This window comes from Achromobacter sp. SLBN-14 (genome assembly GCF_006715415.1).
GTDB classification, from domain to species: domain Bacteria; phylum Pseudomonadota; class Gammaproteobacteria; order Burkholderiales; family Burkholderiaceae_B; genus Achromobacter; species Achromobacter mucicolens.
On sequence record NZ_VFNE01000001.1, the window covers coordinates 5,659,197 to 5,681,466 of the forward strand.

Below are 22,270 nucleotides of genomic sequence, written 5' to 3' on the forward strand. Positions count from 1 at the left end.
ACGCATTCTCTCCATCATCCATCAGCACCAGGTGTCCTAATGGCTCGCATCACTGTCGAAGACTGTCTGAATCAAATCCCCAATCGTTTCAAGCTCACGCTGGCCGCGACGTACCGCGCCCGTGAATTGGCGCAAGGCCACGCCCCGCGCCTGGACAGCAAAGACAAGCCCACGGTCACTGCCTTGCGCGAAATCGCTGGCGGCCTCACCGGCGTTGAAATGCTGCGTAAAGTTCCCACCTGATACGCGCCGGGAGGCTGCAAGCATGGCTTTTCCCGGGCTGAAGTACGCTTCATCTGGTCTGCTTGCCGCACTGCGTGCCGGCTCCCGTCTCGGGCGCCGCACGGGCAAGAAAGACAAGAATTCCCCCACGCCACCGTCCGTCGCCGCGCAAGAAGCGGCGGACGCGACCGGATCTCCGGTCGCCTCGCTGGCGCCGCTGACCGAAATCATCGGCAGCTATCTCGACAAGAACGATGTTGAGCGCGTGCGCGAAGCCTATCGCTTCGCGGACCAGGCGCATCTTGGGCAATTCCGCGCCAGCGGTTCGCCCTACATCTCTCATCCCATCGCCGTCACCGAAATCTGCGCAGGCTGGAAGCTAGACGTCAACGCGCTGTCTGCCGCCCTGCTGCACGACGTGATGGAAGACCAGGGCATCGCCAAGCACGAACTGGCCGAGAAATTCGGGCCGGAAGTCGCCGAGCTGGTCGATGGCCTGTCCAAGCTTGATCGCCTGGATTTCGCCACCAAGGCCGAGCAACAGGCCGAGAGCTTCCGGAAAATGCTGTTGGCGATGGCGCGCGACGTGCGCGTCATCCTCATCAAGCTGGCCGACCGCCTGCACAACATGCGCACGCTGGACGCGGTCAATCCCGAAAAGCGCCGCCGCATCGCGCGCGAAACGCTGGACATCTATGCGCCCATCGCGCATCGGCTTGGCCTGAACCTGCTATTCCGGGAGCTGCAGGACCTGTGCTTTGCCGCGATGTACCCGAATCGCTACCAGGTGCTGTACAAGGCGGTCCTGGCGGCGCGCGGCAACCGCCGCGAGGTCATCACCAAGATCGCCGATTCCGTGCGCGCCGCCCTGCCGGCCGCCGGGATCGAAGCCGAGGTCAGCGGCCGCGAGAAGACCCTGTTCGGCATCTACCGCAAGATGGTCGACCAGAAGAAGTCTTTCTCGGACGTGCTGGACATCTACGGGTTCCGCATCGTGGTCCATACGCTGCCCGAGTGCTATCTGGCGCTGGGCACGCTGCATCAGCTGTTCCGGCCGGTGCCCGGCAAGTTCAAGGACTACATCGCCATCCCCAAGGTGAACGGCTACCAGTCCCTGCACACGACGCTGGTCGGCCCCTACGGCACCCCGGTCGAATTCCAGTTCCGCACGCGCGACATGCACCATGTCGCCGAGGAAGGCGTGGCGTCGCACTGGCTGTACAAGGGCGCGGACCTGACGCTCAATGACCTGCAAAAGCGCACGCACCAGTGGCTGCAGTCGCTGCTGGACATCCAGAGCCAGACCGGCGATTCCGGCGAATTCCTCGAACACGTCAAGGTCGATCTGTTCCCTGACGCCGTGTACGTGTTCACGCCCCGCGGCAAGATCATTTCCCTGCCCCGCGGCGCCACGCCCGTCGACTTTGCCTACGCCATCCACACCGACATCGGCAACCAGGCGGTCGCGGCCAAGGTCAACGGCGAATTCGTGCCGCTGCGCACCGAACTGAGCAGCGGCGACACCGTCGAGATTGTCACGTCGCCAGCCTCGCGTCCCAATGCGCAATGGCTGAACTATGTGCGCACGGGTCGCGCGCGCTCGGAAATCCGTCACTACCTGCGCACGGTCAAGTACGAAGAGTCCGTGGCTTTCGGCGAGCGGTTGCTGGCCCAGGCCATGCAGGAACTGCACATGCCCCTGCCCGCCACCGACGACCCCGGCTGGCAAAAACTGGCGCGCAGCACCGGCGCCAGCTCGCGCGAGGAAATCCTGGCCGACATCGGCCTGGGCAAGCGGCTGGCCGCGGTGGTTGCCCGCCGCTTCGCGCCGGAACACCAGCTTGTCGCCACCACGGCTGCCGCGGTGGACGAACTGACCTCGGCACGCAGCGCCCCCATCCTGATCCAGGGCAACGAAGGCCAGGCGGTGCAACTTGCGCCTTGCTGCGGCCCGCTACCCGGCGACCCGATCGTGGCCGGGATGCGCATGGGTCATGGGCTGGTGGTGCACACGGCCGATTGCCCCGTCGCGTTGCGCCAGCGCCTGCGCGAACCCGAGCGCTGGATCAACGTGGGTTGGGATGCGCAAACGGCCAAGCACCTGGCCACGCGCCTGGACATCGTCACCCGCAACGAACGCGGCGTGCTGGGCCGGCTGGCGGCGGAAGTCACCGCGGCCGATGCCAACATCGTGCATGTCACGATGCACGACGACGCCGTCGCCACCGTGTCGCTGCACCTGACCATCCAGGTCGACAGCCGCAAGCATCTGGCGCAAGTCATCCGAGCCATCCGGCACGTGCCCCAAGTGCAGAAGATCGTCCGCGTGAAGGGTTGACGCGCTGCCCCAAGAAAAAAGGCGTCCGGCCACAAACCGGACGCCTTTTGCTTTTCAGGTCACGTGCTGCAGGAAATCCTTCAGACGCTGGCTGGGCGGATTGCTCAGCAATTCTTCCGGCGGTCCGTCGTGCGCGATCTTGCCCCCGTCGATGAAGATCAGCCGGCTGCCGACCTTGCGCGCAAATTCCATCTCGTGCGTGACGACCACCATCGTCATGCCCTCCTCGGCCAGATCCCGCATGACCTTGAGCACCTCGTGGCGCAGCTCGGGGTCCAGCGCGGACGTGGGCTCATCGAACAGCATCAGCTTGGGCATGATGGCCAGCGCGCGGGCGATGGCCACGCGCTGCTGCTGCCCGCCGGAGAGTTCGGCCGGATAGTGCTTCATGCGTTCGGCCAGGCCCACCTTGGCCAGCAGGCTCTCGGCCAGCTCGCGCGCCTCGGCGCGGCTCTGGCCGCGGGTATGGATGGGTCCGAACATGACGTTTTCCAGCGCCGTCATCTGCGGGAACAGATTGAACTGCTGGAACACCATGCCGGCTTCGCGCCGGATCTCGCGCACCGTCGCCGCATCGCCCTTCACACTGAGGCCGTCCACCAGCAGGTCGCCGTCGTTGATCGTCTCCAGCACGTTGATGCAGCGCAGGAAAGTGGACTTGCCCGACCCCGACGGCCCGACCACCACCACGACCTCTCCGGCATCGATGTTGAGCGAGATGCCGTTCAGCACCGTCGAGTCGCCAAAGCGCTTGGTGACGTTATGAAATTCAACCATGCTCATATGATGCGCATCCTCTTTTCGACCAGATGCAGGGTCAATGCCATCAAGCCCGTGAGGATCAGGTAGATGATCGCCACCGCGGACCAGATTTCGACCGCCCGGAAATTGCTGGCCATGATTTCCTGCCCTTGCCGGGTCAGCTCCGCCACGCCGATCACGATGAACAGCGAAGAATCCTTCAGGCTGATGATGCACTGGTTGCCCAGCGGCGGAATCATGCGCCGGAAGGCGACCGGCCCGATGATGTGCAGCAGGATCTTGTAAAAGGGCAGGCCCATCGCCTGCCCTGCTTCCTTCAGCCCTTTGTGGACCGACAGCAGCGATCCGCGCACGATTTCCGAGATGTACGCCCCCGAGTTGATGATGAGGGTGGCGATCGCCGCGAATTCGGCGTCCACCCGGATGTCCGCCAACAGCGGCAGCGCAAAGTAGATGAACATGACCTGCACCACGATGGGCGTGCCGCGGATGACCGCGACGTACACCTGCGTGATGCCCGAGAGCACCGCGTTTCCGTAGGCCCGCGTCACGCCCGAAAGCGCGCCGAGCAGGAAACCGCCCACCAGGCCCCAGAAGGTGATCTTGATGGTCATGAGCGTACCCGTCAGCAGATTGGGTAACGCGTCCTCGATGACAGCCCAGTCAAACTCCACGATCTTCCCCCAATGGCGCGCGCGGGCGCGCCCACATCATGGCGGACGCGCCCGCGGCAAGGGTGGCGGCTGTTGCCGCGCCCTTGACCGCGGTTCAGGCGGCGCGTCCGTAGAAAATGCCGCTTGCCGAGCCGGTCAGGGCTTCTTGCCGAACCACTTGGTGTAGATCTTGTCGTACTCGCCGTTGGCCTTCAGCGTGGCGAGCGCCTTGTTGACCTCGGGCACCAGTTCGCTGCCCTTGGGGAACGCAATGCCGTAGAAGTCGCCGCTCTTGACCGAGCCGACCACCTTCACGCGGCCCTTGCCCGCGGTATTGGCGTAATACTGGACGTTGGGCGTGTCGTGCACGGCGGCGTCCACGCGGCCGGTTGCCAGTTCGAGATAGGCGTTGTCGATGTTCGGGAACAGCTTGAGCTTGGCATCGGGCACCTGCGCCTTCAGGAAGTCCACCGTCGCCGTGCCGGTCTTGACCGCAACGGTCTTGCCGGACAGGGACTTGGCGTCCTTGATGTCGGTATTCTTTTCGCCGACCAGGATGGCCAGGCCGCTTTCGTAGTAGGGATCCGAGAAATCGATGACCTTCTTGCGATCGTCGCGTATCGTGATACCGGCCAGCGCGGCGTCGATGTTCTTCGTTTGCAGGCCGGGAATGATGCCGGCGAAGTCCATCGGCTGCAGCTTGTACTTGAGGTTGAGTTCCTTCGCGATGGCCGCCCACAGGTCCACGTCGAACCCGACGTAAGTGTTGCCCTGCTTGAATTCGAACGGCACGAAAGCGGTATCGGTGGCCACCACCAATTCCTTGCCCTGGGCCTGGACGGCGGAAGTGGCGCCGAACAAGGTCAGGGACAGGCCCACCATTGCGGCGGCGACTTTACGTTTGATCATGAAACTCTCCTCTTGGGGAGCGCAGGGCACCCCGGGCTTGTTGTAAGGGCATGATTCCTGGGTCGCGCCGGGATCGCCAGCGCAACTTACCGACGATCTTAACGCAACAATCCACGCCCCGGCGGGTGGCGGACCCCTTACAATCCGCGAGACATCCGGAGGTTTTCGATGGCCTACAAATATGTGCGCATCGCTGGAAACCGCCGCCAGGTCGGCCTGGCGCTGGGCAAGCTGGCCCGCCCCATCATGGGGACCTATCTGGACCAGAGCGGCACCTGGAGCGCCCTGCGCCCGTGGCGCGGCCACCCGTTCGTCGATGAACTGGCCCAACAGGCGCAGGCCGCCCTGCCGCAGATCTGGGAAGAACTCGAAGGTCTGGCCGAAGGCTTGCGCATGCCGGTCAACGACGTGCTGCTATGGCATTGCCGCGGAGATCTGCTGCACAGCACCACGGATGGCTGCACGTCGGTCGCCATGCGGGCGGCAGACGGATCTCGCTGGATCGGCCACAACGAGGACGGCGATCCCTTTCTGTATGGCCGCTGCCACCTGGTGGATGTCGCGCTGGACGATGCGCCCGGCTATCTGAGCTTTTATTACCCGGGCTCCCTGCCCGGCCACACGTTTGCCGCCAACCGCGCGGGCCTCGTGCAAACCATCAACAACCTGCGTACCCGGCAGCGGCATGCTGGCGTGCCCCGCATGTTCCTGGCACGGGCCGTGCTGGACTGCACGACGCTGGACGAGGCCGTGACGCTATTGCGCGAGCAGCCCCACGCGGGCGGATTTCATCATCTGTTGGGCGCGGCCGGAGATGCGCGCGTGCTCAGCGCCGAGGTGACGCCGGGGTCGGTGTCGATCCAGGAAGTCGGCCGGCGCTACGGCCATGCCAATCACATGGTGCACGCCGCCACGCGAGGCCAGGCGCAGCTCGTTACCGACTCGTCGCGGGCGCGGCAGAACCGGATCGAAGGCCTGGTGGATGGGTGGTTGCCGGAATCGAACCACGCCGACATGCTTGCCGCCCTGCTCGATACCCAGGGCACGCTGCCGATCCTGCGCACGGCGAAGGACGACCCCGACGACGAGAACACGCTGGCCACGGCGATGTTCGAAATCACCGATGAGGCCGTCGTCCTGCGTGTTTACGACCGCAAGGCGCGCGCGGATATCGCGCTGGACGTGATGTCCGATCCCGAATGAACGGGACCGGACATCGCGGCGGGCATTACTGCGCGCCGTAGCCGCCGCCTCCCGGCGTTTCCACGACGAACACATCGCCCGGCCGCAGCTGCGCGCTGTCCTGGGGACCGAGTTCCTCGATGGTGCCGTCCGCGCGTTCAACCGTATTGCGGCCCATGGCGCCCGGCTGGCCGCCGGCCAGGCCGAACGGCGCATAACGCCGGTTGTTCGACAGGATGGCCGCGGTCATGTCTTCCAGGAAGCGGATGCGGCGCACGCCGCCGTCGCCGCCCGGATACCGGCCCGCGCCGCCCGAGCCCTTGCGGATCTCGTACGACTCCAGACGCACCGGGAATCGGAACTCCAGCACTTCCGGATCGGTCAGGCGCGAGTTGGTCATGTGCGCCTGCACCACCGACGTGCCGGCAAAGCCCTCGTCGTGCGGACCGGCCGCGTCGATACGGACCGGACCGGCGCCAGTGCCGCCCGAAATGGTCTCGTAGTACTGATGACGCGCATTGCCGAACGTGAAGTTGTTCATCGTGCCCTGGCTGGCGGCCAGCACCCCCAACGCCCCGTATAGCGCGTTGACGATGCACATGGAGGTCTCCACATTGCCCGCGACCACCGAAGCGGGCGGGTTCGGGCGCAGCATCGACCCTTCGGGCAGGATGATGGTCAGCGGCACGAGGCAGCCGTCGTTCAGCGGGATGTCGTCATTGACCATCGTGCGGAACACATACAGCACCGCGGCCACGGCAATCGCACCGGGCGCGTTGAAGTTGTTGTCCAGCTGCGGCGACGTGCCCGTGAAATCCACCACGGCGCTGCGCGCCTCGGTATCCACACGCACCGCCACGCGGATGACCGCGCCGTTGTCCAGCGGATACTCGTAGCTGCCGTCCTTGAGCACCGAGATCACGCGACGCACCGCCTCTTCGGCGTTGTCCTGCACGTGGCCCATGTAGGCGCGCACAACCTCCAGGCCGAAGTGATCGCACATGCGCAACAGCTCTTGCACGCCCTTTTCGTTGGCGGCGATCTGCGCGTGCATGTCGGCGATGTTCTGGTCCGGATTGCGCGCCGGCCAGCGGCCCGACCCCAGGATCTGGCGCGCGGCTTCTTCGCGGAACTCGCCGTTCTTGACGAGCTGGAAGTTCGTGAACAGCACGCCTTCGTCTTCGACCGTCTTGGAGTCCGGCGGCATGGAGCCCGGTGTGGTCCCGCCGATATCGGCATGGTGGCCGCGCGATCCCACGTAGAACAGGATCTCGCGCCCCGCCTTGTCGAACACCGGCGTGATCACCGTGACATCAGGCAGGTGCGTGCCGCCGTGGTACGGGTCGTTCACCACGTACGCGTCGCCCGGCTGCATCTTGCCGGCGTTGGCGTTCATGACCGTGCGCACCGATTCGCCCATGGAACCCAGATGCACGGGCATGTGCGGCGCGTTGGCGATCAAGCGCGCCTGCGCGTCGAAGATGGCGCAGGAGAAGTCCAGACGCTCCTTGATGTTGACCGAGTACGCCGTGTTCTGCAGGCGGTAGCCCATCTGTTCGGCGATCGACATGAACAGGTTGTTGAACACTTCAAGCATGACGGGGTCGGCCTGCGTGCCGACCTTGCGTTGCTCGGGACGCGCCTCGACGCGGCGGATCACGAAGTGATCCTGCGACGTCAGCTCGGCCTGCCAGCCGGGTTCCACGATCGTGGTCTGGTTGGGCTCGGAAATGATGGCCGGTCCCGCGACCACGTCGCCGCCAGCCATGTCTTCACGCACGTACAGCGGCGTATCGCGCCAGGCGCCCGCGCTGTACATGCTGACCACCCGGCGGGCGGCCAGCGCGCCTTCGCGGGTGCGCGACGTGGCCGCTTCGCCCACGCGCTCGCCGCCACCCGTGGCCTCGACCGAAATGGTCTCGACCACCAGCTCGCGGTTGGGCATCAGGAACGAATAGCGCTGGCGATAGGCCGCCTCGAAATCGCTGCGCGCCTGCGCCAGATCCGAGAACGCCACTTCCAGCGCGGTGTCGGTGCCGCGATACTTCAGGTGCAGGCGGCGCTGCACGGAGATGTCCGCCTCGGCCACATGCTGGCGGCGCAGTTCGCCGACCGCCTGGTCTGCCAGTACATCCAGTTCCGCCTTCAGTTCGCCCATCAGGGACGCGTCCAGCACCTTTTCGACGGTCTTCTGGCGCATGTCCGTCTGATCCGCCAGGCCCATGCCATAGGCCGACAGCACGCCGCCCAGCGGGTGCGCAAAGACCGTCGTCATGCCCAGCGCGTCCGCCACCAGGCAGGCATGCTGCCCGCCCGCGCCGCCAAACACGGTCAGCGCGTATTCGGTCACGTCGTGGCCGCGCTGCACCGAGATACGCTTGATGGCTTCGGCCATGTTGCCCACCGCGATCTGCAGAAAGCCCTCGGCCAGCTGCTCCGGCGACATCTCGCGCCCGGTGGCCGCAAGCACTTCGGCGGCCATGGCGGAAAAGCGTTCGACCACGGCGTCGCGGTCCAGGGGCTCGTTTGCCTCGGGGCCAAACACGTTCGGGAAGAATTCGGGTTGAATCTTGCCCAGCAGCACGTTGCAGTCCGTGACGGCCAGCGGGCCGCCGCGGCGATAGCACGCCGGGCCCGGATTGGCACCCGCGGAATCGGGCCCGACGCGCAGCCGCGCGCCGTCAAAATGCAGGATGGAGCCGCCGCCGGCCGCGACAGTGTGAATGCTCATCATGGGCGCGCGCATGCGCACGCCGGCCACCTGGGTTTCGAATTCGCGTTCGAACTCGCCCGCGTAGTGCGACACATCGGTGGACGTGCCGCCCATGTCAAAGCCGATCACCTTCGGAAAGCCTGCGATTTCGCTGGTCCGAACCATGCCGACGATGCCGCCGGCCGGACCGGACAGGATCGCGTCCTTGCCGCGGAAACGGTGGGCATCGGTCAGGCCGCCGCTGGACTGCATGAACATGAGACGGATGCCGGGCAGTTCGCCGGCCACCTGGTCCACGTAGCGCTTCAGGATGGGCGACAGATACGCGTCCACCACGGTCGTGTCGCCGCGCGAGACGAACTTGATCAGCGGGCTGACCTCGTGCGACACGGACACCTGCGTGAATCCGATCTCGGCGGCGATGCGCGCGGCCTGCTGCTCGTGGCCGGTGGCGTGCCACGCGTGCATGAACACTATGGCCACCGCGCGGATGCCGCTGTCGAACGCAGCCTGCATGTCACGGCGAAGGCCGGCTTCGTCCAGCGGCCGAATCACTTCGCCGTCGGCCGCCACGCGCTCGTCCGCCTCGACCACGGCTTCGTACAGCATCTCGGGCAGCAGCACGTTGCGGTCAAAGAGCCGCGGGCGATTCTGGTAGGCGATGCGCAAGGCATCGCGGAATCCGCGCGTGGTGACCAGCAAGGTGCGCTCGCCCTTGCGCTCGAGCAGCGCATTGGTGGCCACCGTGGTGCCCATCTTCACGCACTCGACCTGATCGGCGGGCACGGGCTGTCCGGGTGCGATGCCCAGCAGCTTGCGGATGCCGGCAACGGCCGCGTCGCGGTATTGCTCGGGGTTTTCCGACAGCATCTTCGCCGTGGTGGTCGTGCCATCGGGGCGTCGCGCCACGATGTCGGTGAAGGTGCCCCCACGGTCAATCCAGAATTGCCACTTCATAGGTATCCTCGAAAACAAGAGACCGCCGCAGCGCGTTCGGCCGCGGTCGGGTTGCGGATGAATCGGGGCCCTGCCCCGGATGTTGGATTCAGAGAGAGGTCGCGGCCCTGGCCGCCTGGTCATACAGGCCGGAAAGCGCGCGCAGCGTGTGCGCCAGTTGCCGGCTGAATTCAAGACCGCCCCCGCCCGGGCCGTCCAGGCCGGCGGTCAGGCATTGCTCGCGGATTTCGCCATAGCGCTTCAGGATCGCCGCGCCTTCGGAGGTGATGCTGTAGAAGACTTCCTTGCTGCTGCGCTCGCCGCGCACCACGCCAAGACGTTCCAGCTTTTTGAGCGCATAGCTGACGATATGGGTGTCTTCGACGTTGAGCGTGAAGCAGATATCGGCCAGCTTCTTCGGACGCTCACGATGGTAGACATGGTGGAACACCATCACGTCGGTGGGCGTCAGGTCGGGCAGACCCGCCGCAGCCATGCATCGCACCGTCCAGCGGTTGAAGGCGTGGCTGGCAATCATGAGCCCGAATTCCACTTCGGACAGGTCGGGCGCGCTGCCGCCGGCAAGATGTGCCGACGACGCTATCAAGGTGGGGCTCATAAAGGGCGCAAACGAAGATTAAGTGGATGAAATACTAATAATTTATCTATATTTCATCAATAAAAAATGGCAGCGGACGGCAAAAAAACCCTCGTTTCGAGGGAATACCCCTACCGATTAGGGCCGCGGTGAAGCCGTCAGGGCGCGTTCCACCCCATGGGCAGATTGGCCCGGATCATCCAGCCGGCAATCGAAATGTGCGCCGCGATCTCGGGCATGGCGTCGCCCGGCCCGAACCAGCGCGCGTCCGCAATTTCGTCTTCCTGGACCCGGATGTCGCCGGAGACGTAGTCCGCGGTGAACGCGACCATCAGCGAATGCGGAAACGGCCACGGCTGGCTGCCGAAGTACTGCAGGTTGCCGACTTTCAGCCCGACCTCTTCGAAGACCTCGCGATGAACAGTCTGCTCGATGCTTTCCCCGGGCTCGACGAAGCCGGCCAGCGCGGTGTAGCGGGCAGTCGGCGCGTTGGCGTGACGCGCCAGCAGGATGCTGTCGCCTTTGCGGATCAGCACCATCATCGCCGGCGAGATGCGCGGGTATGCGGACAGGCCGCACGCGGGGCATCGCAGGCAGAATTCGTGCGCAACACGCTCGGCAGGCGTGCCGCAAGCGCCACAGAACCGGTGGGTTCGCGCCCATTCGGCGATTTGATAGGCGCGGCCGGCCAGCGCCATGCCTTCGTCATCGAACACGCCGAACAGCGAGCGCAGTTTCTTGAAGGCGTAACCCTCGGGCGCTTCGAGGCCGGGGTCGACACAGACCGTGCGATACGGCGACCCCGCCTGCATCCAGACCGGCTGCAAGGCCGAGGCGCCAAGCCCGATGCGTTCACACAACGCCGAATCCGGCAACACGCTGGACGACACCTCGACCAGCAACTCATCACGGCGGAAAACGAAATTCACACGACCCTCTTCGGCGCGTCATCGATCCCGCAATCTTAGAAGAAAAACGCGCTGACAGCCGGTCTGAGCGCCGCACCAGGCGCGGACCTGGCGGCGTCATTGAACCTTCAACCAATGAACAACATTCCCTTCCTAGGAATTACCCGTAAAACGCCGATTTCCCGCGCTTTGTTACCGCACAGCAACATAGAATGGCACGGCGCTCGGGCGGCGCGATGCCGCGCCGCGCATGCTTTTTTTCGCAATGCCTATCGGGTCGGACCCGACTTCACCATTCGCAAAGAAGGACCACCATGTACAAGAAAATCTCGCTGCTCACCGGCAGCATCGTCCTGGCATTCAGCGCGGGCGCACAGGCCCAGACCAAGTGGGACCTCCCCAGCGCCTACCCGGCGAGCAACTTCCACGTCGAGAACCTGACGACCTTCATCAAGGACGTCGACTCGCTGTCGCAAGGCAAGCTCAAGATCACGCTGCACAACAATGCCTCGCTGTACAAGGCGCCCGAAATCAAGCGCGCGGTGCAAGGCAACCAGGCTCAGATCGGCGAAATCCTGCTGACCAACTTCGCCAACGAAGACCCGATCTACGAACTGGACGGCCTGCCCTTCCTGGCCACCGGCTACGACGCATCGTTCAAGCTGTACCAGGCCCAGAAGCCGTTCCTGGAGAAGAAGCTGGCCTCGCAAGGCATGACCTTGCTGTACGCCGTGGCATGGCCGCCCCAAGGCATCTTCGCCAACAAGGACATCAAGCAGATCAGCGACATGAAGGGCCTGAAGTGGCGCGCCTATAGCCCGGTCACGGCCAAGATCGCCGAACTCGTCGGCGCCCAGCCCGTCACCGTGCAGCAGGCCGAACTGGCGCAGGCCTTGGCCACCGGCGTGATCGATTCGTACATGTCGTCGGCGTCCACCGGCTACGACACCAAGACGTACGAGTACATCAAGAAGTTCTACGACACGCAGGCCTGGTTGCCCAAGAACGCCATCATCGTCAACAAGAAGGCGTTTGACGCGCTGGACCCCGCCACGCAGGAAGCGCTCAAGAAGGCTGCCGCGCAAGCCGAAGAGCGCGGCTGGAAGCTGTCGCAAGAGAAGAACAAGTGGTATCAGGCCGAACTCGCCAAGAACGGCATGGAAACCATCCAGCCCACGGTTGAGCTCAAGGAAGGCCTGAGCGTGATCGGCAAGCGCATGCTGGACGACTGGCTCAAGAAGGCTGGCGCGGACGGCCAGGCCATGATCGACGCCTACAAGAAGCAGTGATATCGCCATGCGCCGTTTTCTGGATAACCTGTACGGCGCGGCCGGCCTTCTGGCCGGCCTGTGCACGATAGGTGTACTCGTCTCGGTGCTGGCGGCGATCATCGCCCGCCAGCTCAGCTTCAACATTCCCGGCACTGACGCCTACGCCGGCTACTTCATGGCCGCCGCGGGCTTTCTTGCGCTGGCCAGCACCTTCAAGCACGGCGAGCACATCCGTGTGACGCTGCTGCTCAATTCGCTGAATCCCGCTGGCAGCCGCCGGCTGGACATCTTCGCCCTGGCCGTGGGTTGCCTGCTGGCCGCTGCCTTCGCCTTCTTCAGCGTCAAGCTCACCTACGACTCCTGGCTGTTCAACGACATTTCCACGTCGAACGACGCTACGCCGCTCTGGATCCCGCAAACGACCATGGCCGTGGGCACGATCCTGTTCTTCATCGCACTCGTCGACGAACTGGTCCGCCGTTCGCGCGGCGTCGCCGCCGCAACCTCGCAGCAAACCCATGAATGAACTTCTCGTCATCACCTTATTGGTCGTTTCGATCTTCGTCCTGCTTGGGTGCGGGGTCTGGGTCGGCCTGACCCTGGCGGGCACCGCCTGGATCGGCATGGAGATCTTCTCCAGCCGCCCGGCCGGCGACGCCATGGCCGTCACGATCTGGGGCGCCTCGTCCAGCTGGACGTTGACCGCCCTGCCGCTCTTTCTGTGGATGGGCGAAATCCTGTTCCGCACGCGGCTTTCCGAAGACCTGTTCAAAGGCCTTGCCCCCTGGCTGAACCGGCTGCCCGGACGCCTCTTGCACACGAATGTGATCGGCTGCGCAATCTTCGCGGCCGTGTCGGGTTCGTCGGCCGCGACGTGCGCGACGGTGGGCAAGATGACCATCCCCGAGCTGACGCGCCGCGGCTACCCCGAGGAGAAGATTCTCGGCACGCTGTCAGGCGCCGGCACGCTCGGTCTGCTGATCCCGCCCTCGATCATCATGATCGTGTACGGCGTGGCGGCCGATGTGTCCATCGCCAAGCTGTTCATCGCCGGCATCATTCCAGGCATTCTGCTCGCGCTGCTGTTCAGCGGCTATATCGCCTGGTGGGCGATCCGCAATCCCGGCGAAGTGCCGGCGGCGGATCCGGGCCTGACGTTCATGCAGAAGCTGTCACGCTCGCGCCATCTGATTCCGGTGCTGCTGCTGATCGGCGCGGTATTGGGATCGATCTACACCGGCATCGCGACGGCCACGGAAGCGGCGGCAGTGGGTGTGGTCGGCGCGCTGATCCTGTCGGCGCTGCAGGGGTCGCTTAACGGCTCCACGTTCAAGCAGTCGCTGCTTGGCGCCACCCGCCTGTATTGCATGATCGCGCTGATCCTGGCGGGCGCCCAGTTCCTCACGCTGGCGATGGGCTACATCGGCCTGCCGCGCGCGCTGGCGGAATGGATTGGCGGACTTGGCCTGTCGCAGTTCGGCCTCGTCATGGCGCTGATGGTGTTCTTCGTCATCCTGGGCTGCTTCCTGGACGGCATCTCGATCGTGGTGCTGACCATGGGCGTGCTGCTGCCGACCGTGCAAGCCGCCGGCATCGACCTGATCTGGTTCGGCATTTTCATCGTGTTCGTGGTGGAAATGGCCCAGATCACGCCGCCGGTCGGGTTCAACCTGTTCGTGCTGTCCGGCATGAGCGGGCGTGAACTGCCCTACATCGCGCGGGCGTCATTGCCGATGTTCATCCTGATGATCGTGGCCGTGCTGCTGCTTTATGTGGCCCCTGGCATCGCCACCTGGTTGCCGCTGCACATGACGCTGTAACGTCGCGCCAACGCCACAAAAACCCCGTTCCGCGAACGGGGTTTTTCTTTTCCGTTCGTCCGCTATCCAAGCGGCGCACGCTTGCCGGCCTGTAAACCCGGGAAAACGCCGAATCTTTTCGATATTCCGCGCACGTCAACTTACTTAGAATCCCCAGGCGTTCCTGTGCGGCACCGGCAGGACGCACCACTGCAAAGCTGGCTGCTGCTCCGGACCCGCGCCCATTCACGGCGGCGGTGCAGCGGCCAGGCGTCCGGCAAATCGCCGGGCGCGGCAAGCCACGCCACAAGCGCGGCGCAACCATAAATCAGCTACACCTGGAGGAGTCCAACATGAAACGCATCACCCTCTCGCTGGCGGCAGCCGGCCTGGGCCTGGCCGCCGGCGCGGCCAACGCTGAAACCAGCGTCACCCTGTACGGCATCGCCGACGTCAGCATCCGCTACCTGAGCACCAGTTCCGGCGCCGTTGGGCAAGACGGAAGCCGCATCAGCATGGAAAACGGCGCCATCTCCAACAGCCGTTGGGGCCTGCGCGGCTCCGAAGACCTGGGCAATGGCAACCGCGCCTTCTTCCGCCTGGAAAACGGCATCAATCTGCAGAACGGCAATGGTTCCGATCCGTCCAAGGCGTTCAGCCGCCTGGCGTATGTTGGCCTTGACGGCGGCAGCATCGGCACGCTGACGCTGGGCCTGCAGAACACGCCCATGTTCGACCTGCTGGCCGACTACTTCGACCCGCTGACCGTCGGCAACTACGAGCAAAACGCCTGGCTGCCCGCCGCCATGTCGCGCGTGCGCACCAACAACATGACCAAGTACGCCAACACGTTCGGCAACCTGTCCGTCGTGGCGTCGTGGGCCAACGGCGAAGACTGGGACGACCGCAAGGCCGGCCAGCAGTACGGCGCCAGCCTGCGCTACACGATCGGCCAGCTCGGCCTGGGCGCGGCTTGGCAGCAAACCTACGCCGCCACCGATTCCGACGAGCGCCAGCGCGCCTGGAACCTGAACGCGTCCTACCAATTCGAATCGGCCAAGGTCTTCGCGGGCTACTTCAACGGCCGCGACGAAACCGGCTGGGTCAATGGCGTCTTGGGCGGCACCACCACCGCCAGCCTGGACCGCAAGGACAACGGCTACTTCGCCGGCGTGACCTGGCAAGCCACCCCGCGCTGGGCCATCACGGGCGCGGCCTACTACGACCGCAGCGAGAACGTGGTCGTGGAAGGCGACAAGGGCAAACGCTACGCGCTGGTCGCCGTGGCCGAATACTCGCTGTCCAAGCGGTCCCAACTGTACGGCACCGTCGACTGGAACAAGGTCAGCGACGCCGCCAGCGGCGAAATCGCAGGCAAGAGCAACCAGCTTGGCGCAGCGGTGGGGTTCAGGCACATCTTTTAACCTCCGACGTGTCTGACACCCATGTAACGCCGTCTTCCGTCCAAGATGGCGCCCAAGGGTGTCAGACACCCCCCTCCCCCTTGATCGCCGCCGGGACCACGGCGACAATCCCACGCGTGCCTTGCCGTTTTCCGTGGAATGTCCCGGGCCCCGCGCGTTCATCCCCCGCGGCGCCGCTTCCTCACCATGAACCGGGCCCGCCGTATGAGTCTTCTCGATGCCTGCGCGCTTGTCCCGCTTGACCGCCTGCGGCGGACGGCATGGACGGCCATGGCGGTGACGGTCAGCGTGCTGCTGGCGGCCTGTTCATCGCCGGTGCAACTGATGCCCACGCCGGTCAAGTTCACGACCGGTCAGGTCGATCCCTTCGCGCACAAGGCCGAGGCCGACACCACCGCCATCCCCCTGTTGTACGCCACCAACCGCGCCGTCTTTCTCGAATCGCGCCAACCCTTTTATTCGATCTTTCCCAGCGACACGCTGCGCCTGGGCGTGGCCAAGGTGCAGATCGGCGACGGCACATTGGACTGGGATCAGTTGCGGCAATTGTCCACGTCGGACAGCCAGCGCGGCCGGCCCGTGCTCAGCCTGGAGCGCATGGAAGAGCTGGTGGCCCTAGGCCCGCAAAGCGACGCGGAAAGCTCGCCCGAGGCGCAGGCTTATTTCGCGCTCATCAACGACGCGTTGGCGGTCAGCCGGCACCGCGACCTGATCATCTACGTGCATGGCTTCAATAACGCCGTATGGCGGGGCACCGCGCAGGCCGCGCAGTTCCATCACTTCACGGGACGGCAGGCCGTGGTGCTGGTGTTTCTGTGGCCTTCGGCGGCCAGCCTGCTTGCCTATGCCACGGACGTGCGCGCGGCGCGGCAGTCCGTGCCCGCGTTTGCCCGTCTGATCGAGCTGCTTGCGCGCAACACGAACGCCGAGCACATCAACGTGCTTGCCTTCAGCGCCGGTGCGCGCATTGCCAGTGAAGGACTCGCGACGCTGGCCCAGCCGAAGAACGGCGAAACCCGCGAGGCGCTGCGGGCACGCTTGCGGCTGGGGCAGATCTATTTCGCGGCCCCGGACGAAGACACGTACCGCTTCGTCACCGACCTGCGCCAATACATCGACCTGACCGAACGCGTCAGCCTGGGCGCCAACCTGGACGACCGCGCCCTGCGCTTTGCGGCGCGCCACCAGCGCGCGTCACGCGCGGGCCGGCCCAGCGCCGACGACCTGACCGATGAGCAGGTCCAGTTCATCAACGCCGCCTCGAAGCAGTTGAACTTCGACATGATCTGGGTGGATCCCCGGGCCATTCCGGACCTGAACCGGCGTGCGCACAGTTTCTGGTTCGGCAATGCCTGGGTCAGCAGCGACGTGCTGATGCAGTTCCTGTGGCACAAGGCCCCGGCCGAACGCGGCCTGCAAGAGGGCTATACGCAGCAAGGAATGCGGTTCTGGACGTTTCCGCCCGATTACGACCAGCGCGTCAAAGCCTTGATGCTCACGCGCTGAGGAGGGACGACTGGTGTCGGACGGCCGGTCGCAGACGCCTGCGACCGGCTCGGATCAGAACACCGCCATGCGGCTGTTGATCAGGTCGGTGACCAGCATGTGCCCGGGCGCATGCGTGATGCAGAACTCGGGGCGCACCGCCGCCACCACGGACTGCGGCGTCACGCCGCAGGCCCAGAAGACCGGCATCTCGCCCGGCCGGATCTCGACGGGATCGCCGTAATCGGGGCTGCCGATATCCGCGATGCCGATCAGCGCCGGGTCGCCGATGTGCACGGGCGCGCCATGCACCGACGGGAACCGCGACGTGACCTGAATGGCGCGGATGGCGTCGGCGGCTTTCAAGGGCCGCATCGACACCACCAGCGGACCGCCGAATACGCCCGCGGGCTGCGTCGCGATGTTGGTGCGGTACATGGGCACATTGCTGCCCTGTTCGATGTGGCGCACGGGCAAGCCGTTGTCCAGCATCGCCTCTTCGAACGAGAACGAGCAGCCGATGAGGAACGACACGAGATCGTCGCGCCACAGGTCGCGCACGTCCGTCGGCTCGGCCACCAGCTCGCCGTCTTTCCAGACCCGGTATCGCGGAATGTCGGTGCGGATGTCGATGTCCGCGCCCAGCTCCGGCAACGCCGGGTCGCCGGGCTCGGACATGGCCAGCAAGGGGCACGGCTTGGGGTTGCGCTGGCAAAAATGCAGGAAGTCCGCCGCCAGGGCGCGCGGCAGGATCGCCAGGTTGGCCTGCACGTGTCCCGGCGCCAGATTCGCCGTGGGGGCCGTCAGGCGTCCGCTGCGGGCATCCAGCCGCGCCTGGCGGGCAAGCGCCAGGCTGGTTCTAACGTTATCTACGTCAGGCATGCATTCTCTCGTTGCGAAAAGATTGCCGGTCAGCGGCCGGCGAACAGGTCTTCCACGGACAAGCCGATACCCAGCACACGGCGGTCCGCGCCATTGCTGGCCGCGATCATCAGGCCCACGGGCGCGGTGCCCGGTGCGTGGCACGGCAGGGACAGCGCGCAGCCATCCAGGAAGTTGATGAGGGTGGGATTACGCAGGATGAGGCCATTGGCGGCGTAGTAGGCCTCGTCGGAGGCCTGCAGGTCCGCCACCGGCGGCGCCACGATGGGCGTCGTGGGCATCATGAGCGCGTCGTAGCCGGCGATGCGGTGATCCACCGCCGCGACCCAGGCCTCGCGCGCATCAAGCAGCGCGATGTAATCGGCCGCGGACATGTCCTGCCCGCGCATGATCCGCGACACCACGCGCGGATCGTAACGCTTGCCCGCACGCGCGATCAGGTCCTGGTGCCAGGCCCAGGCCTCGGCGGCCGTGAAGCCGCCCTTGCTGTTAATGGAAGCCAGCGCGGCGAACTCCGGAATCTCGATCCGGTCGACCAAGGCCCCGGCCGCTTCCAGGCGTTGCACGGCCGCCGCAAAGGTGTCCGACACGTGCTTGTCCATGGCATCCAGCGCCAACGTCGTCGGGATGGCCAGGCGCAGGCCGCGCACCGGCAGCGCCTGCGGCAACGGCCCCGCATCGCCCGACAGAATGGCGTCCAGCTCAGCGCAGCAACGGACGCTGGCGGCGATGGGACCGATGGAGTCCAGGTTTGCCGACAACGGCAGCACGCCTTGCATGGAGACGCGCCACGCGCTGGGCTTGAAGCCGGTCAGGCCGCACAGCGCGGCGGGAATGCGCACGGAACCGCCCGTGTCCGATCCGATCCCGGCAACGGCCATGCCGTCGGCAACCGACACGGCCGCCCCGGACGACGAGCCGCCCGGAATGCGGCCGGTGGCGCGGTCATACGGATTGAGCGGCGTGCCGTAGTGCGGATTGATGCCCAGGCCCGAGTACGCGAACTCGGTCATGTTGGTGCGGCCGATGATGACGGCGCCAGCTGCGATCAGGCGCTGCACGACCTCGGCGCTCTCTTCGGCGGCGGGCTCGCCTTCGCGTGCCACGGAGCCGGCCATTGTCGTTTCGCCCTGGACGTCGAACAGGTCCTTGATGCTGACGGGCAGCCCCTCGATTGCGGACCGCACGATGCCGGCCGCGCGCAGCGTGTCGGACGCGCGCGCCTGCGCCAGCGCGGACTCGGCATAAAGCTTGGTGAACGCGCGGGCGCCCTCGCCCGCCGGATCCTGCGCGCGCGCCAGTGCGGCTTCGGTCAACGCGACGGAGGTACTGCGGCCCTCGCGCAGGGCCGTGGTCAGATCATTCAAGGTCGAAACCATCATTGTCCTAATGCCGCCTGGCGGCGTAAGTGTTCGGACGGGCGCCTTCGCAGGGAATGCGCCCGGGTTCAATGCCCGGCAAGCTGGCGATCAGGCCACCACGGGCAGCGACTCGACATGATAGCGGTGGCGCAGCGTGCGGTTCAGGCGCGGATCGTGCAGCTCCATCGTGAAGTCGGCGGCCGGGCGGATGCCGCCAATGGCGGCCACGGTGCCGCAGGTCATGCCCGCGCCTTCCGGCAGGACGGCGCCGCCGCCCGTGTAGCCGGCAATCAGATCCTGGGGCGTGCGCAGCGTGGACAGCGGGCCTTCCTGGTACAGCACCTGCTCGCCGTTTTCCACGATGTAGGCACGGATGATGAGTTCGTCCCAGTGCCCTGCCACGTCCGCCAGCCGCCACGCTTGCGCGCCCACAGGCTTGACGCAGACCTGCTTGGACATCGCCACGCTGACGGTCTCCAGCTTGCGGTCGGTGTGGTCGGACGCGATGCTGACGTACATCTCGCCATCGACGGCGAACACAAAGGTCTCGACTTCGCCCGACGATTCCTCGCCCAGCGCCTGCACGTTGGATGCCTGCGTGAGCTGGTTTTCCGCGATGCGGTAATACAGCGGGACGCTGCTGGGCCGCGGCACGCCGATGGCGGCCAGCTCTTCGATGTGATGCTCGATGGCGGCCATGTCGCGCCCGGCCCAACCGGCCACGATCACGCTGTTGAAGGTGACTTCCACCTGGCGGGGGTTTGCGTCGTCGATCTGGAATACGGCTTTCATGTCAGTCCTGCGAATAAGGGGATGGGGAGTGGCGCGGCCGCGGGGCCGCGCGGGTATCAAAGGGGCATCAACCGAAGGCGCGCGGCAGCCACAGGGCGATATCCGGCCAGAAGGCCAGCAACGCCAGCATCACGAACATCGCGCCCACGAACGGCAGGCTGCCGACGATGACCGCGCTCATGGCGCCGCTCTTGCGCAGGCTCTGCACCACGAACAGGTTCAACCCGACAGGCGGCGTAATAAGTGCGGCCTCGACCAGGATGATGATCACGATGCCAAGCCAGATCGGGTCATAGCCCAGCGCGATCATGATCGGCGCGACGATGGGGATGGTCGTGATCATCATGGAAAGCGTCTCCATGAAGCAGCCCAGCACCAGGTAGAAGATCACCACGATCAGCAGCATCCAGCCGGGCGACAGGCCTAGTCCGGTGATGGACTTGGTCAGTGCGTCGGTCAGGCCCGTGGCGGACATGATGAAGTTCAGGAAGCTGGCGGCGATGACGATCAGCATGATCATCGCGGTCGAACGCATCGTGCCCTCCAGCACCTCGCGCAGCATCGACCACGTCAGGCGGCGGAACCACGCGGCCAGGATGAAGGCGCCCAGCACGCCCAGCGCGGCGGCCTCGGTCGGCGTCGCCAGGCCGGCGTAGATCGATCCGACCACCAGGAAGAAGATGCCGAGCGGCGGGGCCAGGTGCACCAGGCTGGCGATGCGCTCGCCCCAGGTCGCGCGGATTTTCTTGCCGCCCCACGAGGGCTTGGCCACGCAGGCGATCACGACCGTCAGCATGAAGAGCGCCGCCATGGCGAAGCCCGGAATGATGCCGGCCAGGTACAGCTTGGGCACCGACGAATTGGTCAGCACGCCGTAGATGACCAAATTGATCGACGGCGGGATCAGGATGCCCAGCGTGCCGCCCGCGGCAAGGCTGCCCAGGAACAGCGGCTCGTTGTAGCCGTACTTGCGGATCTGCGGAATGGCGACGGTGCCCACGGTGGCGGCCGTTGCCACGCTGGAGCCGGAGGTCGCCGAGAACAAGGTCGATGCGCCGATGTTGGCGTGCATCAACCCGCCCGGCAGCCACGACAGCCACAGGCTCATCGCGCTGTACATGCGCTCGGCAAAGCCGGCGCGCAGCAGCACCTCGCCCAGCATGATGAAAAGCGGAATCGCGACCAGCAGGAACTCGTTGTTCGAACTCCACGAAATCTCGCCGATGGCCCGCGTCAGCGGCAGCATCGAGAACATCGGGTCCAGAATCAGGCCCAGCACCCCCAGGGCTGCGCCTACGGGAATCGACAGGCCGATCAGGACCAGCAGCAGTGTCAAGGCGGTGGCAATCATGCGGCTTCTCCCTTCACCATGCGCTCGCCAGCGGCGGCTTCTTCGTCAGCCTCTTCCTGCGCCGAACGCACGCCGCAGATCTGCTTGACCAGTTCGATGTCGCCCGTGACCAGCGCGGCCGACGCGCGCGCCAGCATCAGCGCGACCGTGATGCACATCCACCCCAGGCCCAGCAACCACAGGCCTTGCGGTATCCAAAGCGGCGTGGCGAGCGGCGTGTTGGCTGCCGACTTCTGGGTCCACGAGGTCACCACCACGTCGTAGGCGTAATAAGTGAGGAACACCATGAAGACGGCCAGCGCCACCATGGAGATCCAGTCCAGTACCGCCGACAGGCGCACCGGCAGGAATTGGTAAAGCACGTCGACGCGCACGTTCGCGCGTTGCAGCGTGGCAAAGGCCAGCGCCCACGATGTGCTGATGGCAAAGGCGTAGCTGGACAACTCGTCCGCGCCCCCGGTCGTGAAGCCCAGGAATTTGCGGGCCAGCACGTCGAAGGAGATCAGCAGCACGCTAGCCACCGTCAGGGCGCCGCCGGCCCAGACGGCCGCGCGGGAAAAGCTCTCGGCGCGCCGCAACAGGCCGCCGAGCAGGCGGAAGTGTTCGGTTTGTGTCATGAAAGGAACCTCTGGTGGCTCGACCCGGCGTCGCGGGCGGCCACCGCCGACCCGAATGCAGGGTCAC

The 22,270-nt window shown here is 65.5% G+C and carries 19 protein-coding genes; 8 read left to right on the top strand and 11 right to left on the bottom strand.

What is annotated here, in order from left to right; all coding sequences use genetic code 11:
- Positions 1 to 39: 39 nt before the first annotated feature.
- Positions 40 to 243 (top strand): DNA-directed RNA polymerase subunit omega, encoded by a 204-nt coding sequence (gene rpoZ / locus FBY20_RS25935; protein ID WP_006219679.1) that lies wholly within the window; start codon positions 40 to 42, stop codon positions 241 to 243.
- A 22-nt stretch (positions 244 to 265) separates the two neighbouring features.
- Complete coding sequence (locus FBY20_RS25940) at positions 266 to 2,560, top strand: bifunctional (p)ppGpp synthetase/guanosine-3',5'-bis(diphosphate) 3'-pyrophosphohydrolase (protein WP_056317456.1); 2,295 nt, start codon at positions 266 to 268, stop codon at positions 2,558 to 2,560.
- A gap of 54 nt (positions 2,561 to 2,614) precedes the next feature.
- Here FBY20_RS25940 and glnQ read toward each other — a convergent pair whose 3' ends face one another.
- The 3 genes from glnQ to glnH all read right to left on the bottom strand — a co-directional run bounded on the left by glnQ (position 2,615) and on the right by glnH (position 4,884).
- A complete protein-coding gene (gene glnQ / locus FBY20_RS25945) occupies positions 2,615 to 3,343 on the bottom strand; it encodes a glutamine ABC transporter ATP-binding protein GlnQ (RefSeq protein ID WP_142055398.1) in 729 nt (242 codons plus the stop codon).
- The gene (glnP, locus tag FBY20_RS25950) at positions 3,340 to 3,996 is read right to left on the bottom strand and encodes a glutamine ABC transporter permease GlnP (protein WP_142055400.1); all 657 of its coding nucleotides are present in this window, start codon (positions 3,994 to 3,996) and stop codon (positions 3,340 to 3,342) included. The genes glnQ and glnP overlap by 4 nt, the downstream gene beginning before the upstream one ends.
- Before the next feature lie 135 nt (positions 3,997 to 4,131).
- Complete coding sequence (gene glnH, locus FBY20_RS25955) at positions 4,132 to 4,884, bottom strand: glutamine ABC transporter substrate-binding protein GlnH (protein ID WP_056317448.1); 753 nt, start codon at positions 4,882 to 4,884, stop codon at positions 4,132 to 4,134.
- Between the two features lie 168 nt (positions 4,885 to 5,052).
- Between glnH and FBY20_RS25960 the strand changes: the two genes are divergently transcribed.
- Positions 5,053 to 6,087 carry a C45 family peptidase gene (locus tag FBY20_RS25960; RefSeq protein ID WP_142055402.1) on the top strand — a complete coding sequence of 345 codons (1,035 nt, stop codon included), beginning with the start codon at positions 5,053 to 5,055 and terminating at the stop codon, positions 6,085 to 6,087.
- A gap of 25 nt (positions 6,088 to 6,112) precedes the next feature.
- On the opposite strand, the gene FBY20_RS25965 is transcribed toward FBY20_RS25960, so the two are convergent.
- From FBY20_RS25965 to nudC, 3 genes are all read right to left on the bottom strand, one after another.
- Complete coding sequence (locus FBY20_RS25965; RefSeq protein WP_142055404.1) at positions 6,113 to 9,736, bottom strand: hydantoinase B/oxoprolinase family protein; 3,624 nt, start codon at positions 9,734 to 9,736, stop codon at positions 6,113 to 6,115.
- An 88-nt stretch (positions 9,737 to 9,824) separates the two neighbouring features.
- Positions 9,825 to 10,334, bottom strand: coding sequence for a winged helix DNA-binding protein (locus FBY20_RS25970; RefSeq protein ID WP_142055406.1), 510 nt, complete (start codon positions 10,332 to 10,334; stop codon positions 9,825 to 9,827).
- Positions 10,335 to 10,471: 137 nt separating this feature from the next.
- A complete protein-coding gene (gene nudC / locus FBY20_RS25975; protein ID WP_142055408.1) occupies positions 10,472 to 11,242 on the bottom strand; it encodes an NAD(+) diphosphatase in 771 nt (256 codons plus the stop codon).
- 293 nt (positions 11,243 to 11,535) lie between these two features.
- Between nudC and FBY20_RS25980 the strand changes: the two genes are divergently transcribed.
- From FBY20_RS25980 to FBY20_RS26000, 5 genes are all read left to right on the top strand, one after another.
- The gene (locus FBY20_RS25980; RefSeq protein WP_056317437.1) at positions 11,536 to 12,510 is read left to right on the top strand and encodes a TRAP transporter substrate-binding protein; all 975 of its coding nucleotides are present in this window, start codon (positions 11,536 to 11,538) and stop codon (positions 12,508 to 12,510) included.
- 7 nt (positions 12,511 to 12,517) lie between these two features.
- Positions 12,518 to 13,018: a TRAP transporter small permease gene (locus tag FBY20_RS25985; RefSeq protein WP_056317434.1), complete on the top strand. Its 501-nt coding sequence runs from the start codon at positions 12,518 to 12,520 to the stop codon at positions 13,016 to 13,018.
- The gene (locus tag FBY20_RS25990) at positions 13,011 to 14,312 is read left to right on the top strand and encodes a TRAP transporter large permease (protein WP_142055410.1); all 1,302 of its coding nucleotides are present in this window, start codon (positions 13,011 to 13,013) and stop codon (positions 14,310 to 14,312) included. The genes FBY20_RS25985 and FBY20_RS25990 overlap by 8 nt, the downstream gene beginning before the upstream one ends.
- Positions 14,313 to 14,644: 332 nt before the next feature.
- Positions 14,645 to 15,715: a porin gene (locus FBY20_RS25995; protein WP_142055412.1), complete on the top strand. Its 1,071-nt coding sequence runs from the start codon at positions 14,645 to 14,647 to the stop codon at positions 15,713 to 15,715.
- Between the two features lie 204 nt (positions 15,716 to 15,919).
- Entirely contained in the window at positions 15,920 to 17,221 is a 1,302-nt protein-coding gene (locus FBY20_RS26000) for an alpha/beta hydrolase (protein ID WP_160144435.1), read from the top strand.
- Between the two features lie 54 nt (positions 17,222 to 17,275).
- On the opposite strand, the gene FBY20_RS26005 is transcribed toward FBY20_RS26000, so the two are convergent.
- The 5 genes from FBY20_RS26005 to FBY20_RS26025 form a co-directional block, all read right to left on the bottom strand.
- The gene (locus FBY20_RS26005) at positions 17,276 to 18,082 is read right to left on the bottom strand and encodes a putative hydro-lyase (protein ID WP_142055416.1); all 807 of its coding nucleotides are present in this window, start codon (positions 18,080 to 18,082) and stop codon (positions 17,276 to 17,278) included.
- Between the two features lie 29 nt (positions 18,083 to 18,111).
- A complete protein-coding gene (locus FBY20_RS26010) occupies positions 18,112 to 19,461 on the bottom strand; it encodes an amidase (protein WP_142056243.1) in 1,350 nt (449 codons plus the stop codon).
- Between the two features lie 90 nt (positions 19,462 to 19,551).
- A complete protein-coding gene (locus FBY20_RS26015) occupies positions 19,552 to 20,235 on the bottom strand; it encodes a DUF2848 domain-containing protein (RefSeq protein WP_056317422.1) in 684 nt (227 codons plus the stop codon).
- Between the two features lie 67 nt (positions 20,236 to 20,302).
- Positions 20,303 to 21,586 (bottom strand): TRAP transporter large permease, encoded by a 1,284-nt coding sequence (locus tag FBY20_RS26020; RefSeq protein WP_142055419.1) that lies wholly within the window; start codon positions 21,584 to 21,586, stop codon positions 20,303 to 20,305.
- Positions 21,583 to 22,203: a TRAP transporter small permease subunit gene (locus tag FBY20_RS26025; RefSeq protein ID WP_056317417.1), complete on the bottom strand. Its 621-nt coding sequence runs from the start codon at positions 22,201 to 22,203 to the stop codon at positions 21,583 to 21,585. Before FBY20_RS26025 ends, FBY20_RS26020 begins: the two co-directional genes overlap by 4 nt.
- Positions 22,204 to 22,270: the final 67 nt, after the last annotated feature.